Raw genomic sequence first — 1,962 nt, forward strand, 5'->3', positions numbered from 1 at the left:
ACTCTCCACCGCATGCTCGAGAAACGAGAGCTCGAGCGCGGCGGCGCTTTCGTCGGCGACCTCCGCCTGCGCCTGGGTCAATGCGCCGTGGTCGATCAGCCGCCTGGCAACGCCGGTCAGCTCGCGGTCGTAATGGGGCTCGTCGAAGGGGGTGGGGCTCATAAGCTTCGCCTGGCAGTAGGGGCGGCAACGAGGGGCAGTTGCCATCAAAACTACTATAGTGCATGTTCCAGCGTCATCAAAAAGCCTGAATAGCGCTGAAAAACGGCTGATAAACCCCAGTTGCCAAGGGATGAGAGCTGGTCTAATGTGAATCCATAACGGGCTAAGCCCCTTTAGCTCACCCCACGACTCTAGGCAAGGGAACCCATCATGCAAACCCCGACCACCTCGCAAGTGCGCCGTTACTACCAGGCTGGCTTCACGCTGATCGAGCTTCTGATCGTAGTAGCTATTATTGGTATTTTGGCCGCTGTAGCAATACCTCAATATGGTAACTATTTAGATAGATCAGCTAGAAGCGCTTGCATGTCCGAGCTAGGATCATTTAGATCTTTGGCAGTGATGGCAAATGCAGATGTCGGAGCTGATGCTGGCGGAAATACTGATGCAAATAATTTCAGCTTTGAAGCTTGTAACGTTAGTGACACACCGGCTGATACAGTTAGGAGTGGAATTGCAGCAAGATTTACTGGGACTAGCGACGCAACTACTAATCAGGTAGTACCTACCTCTAGAGATGGAATAAATGTAGAGGTCACCCCAAGTGGTCAAGTAGTTAGCGGAAATTAATATATATTCAATACTTTCTAAGTAGCGTGTAGCTCTCTCTTTTTTTAAGGTGATAGAGAGAGCTTTAAAATGAATTTCAATATTATTCTTTTAATTTAATAGCCACTGTTACTTAGTGTGTGTTTTTTTAAAGAAATATGTATTTTATCGTTATTTGACTAAATATGCATGTTGTTAAATAGGTATATTGAAAGGGTCAAGGTTAGCTTGTTTAGGTAGAATGCATGCTAAAAAGATTGTTTAAATTGTATTTTTAAATTGTATTATAGATAGATGATTTAGAGCGCCTTGCTTCCCGTGAGAATGAATATGAAATATTTCTGAGATTTTTAAACTATATGAGCAATTTTAAGTATTACGGTCTTATTGTTTTTAAAAAAAGTGACGACTACCAGGCTTGAGCTAGCATACACTATAAAGTATTCATTTAATGACTTAATGTTGTCATTGAATATCGACTAGAGTTTGAAAGAACTCCTGATACATGTGTCTATTTTTAGTCATATTTTTTCCCCAATTTAATACTAAGCTTAACGCTCTGTTCGTAAGGAGTGGATGTATGAAAACCCCTGTTCTAAGCGCTGTCTTGACTGTTTCACTTACATGGAATGCTTTAGCATTAGCCCAACCCGCCCATGCCCCCGCGCACGGCGCACGTGGCCACCAGCAGGATCATCACTCACAAGATAATTATCCCCGTGGTTCCCACCACGAGTCTCACTATCGATCCGATCTCCCCCGTTTCAACGAACAAGATATTCTGCGCATCCTTCGCCAGTACGACGTTCGTGCCGATGATTCGTTGCCGCCGGGCATGCGCAATCGCCTGGCTCAGGGCAAGCCGCTGCCGCCGGGGATCGCCAAGCGTTTCGATGATCGCGTGTATCGCGAGCTTCCCCAGTACCCCGGCTACGAGTGGGAACGAGTGGGTGCGGACGTGGTGCTGATCGAGGCCGCCACGCGCATCGTGGTTGATATCATTACCAACGCCTTGATCCGCTGATGTCATGACACCGCCATCTTCAGCGCCTACCATGAAGCGTTTGAACCTTGAATACGGGAGAGCATATGGCGGTTACCTTGAAGGCGCGCCTGGATGAGGCGGTGCGCATCGCCGAAGAGGCGGGGCGGATGATCACTCAGGCTCGAGCGGAGCAGCGTTTCGATGAT

The 1,962-nt window shown here is 47.4% G+C and carries 2 protein-coding genes; both read left to right on the plus strand.

From position 1 onward, the window contains the following. Positions 1-372: 372 nt before the first annotated feature. Positions 373-792, plus strand: coding sequence for a prepilin-type N-terminal cleavage/methylation domain-containing protein (locus BIS11_RS18600; RefSeq protein ID WP_301282982.1), 420 nt, complete (start codon positions 373-375; stop codon positions 790-792). Between the two features lie 559 nt (positions 793-1,351). Next, complete coding sequence (locus BIS11_RS16270; protein ID WP_253423960.1) at positions 1,352-1,795, plus strand: anti-virulence regulator CigR family protein; 444 nt, start codon at positions 1,352-1,354, stop codon at positions 1,793-1,795. Positions 1,796-1,962 lie beyond the last annotated feature (167 nt).

It is taken from the genome of Halomonas sp. 707D4 (assembly GCF_024158685.1).
Lineage (GTDB): Bacteria > Pseudomonadota > Gammaproteobacteria > Pseudomonadales > Halomonadaceae > Vreelandella.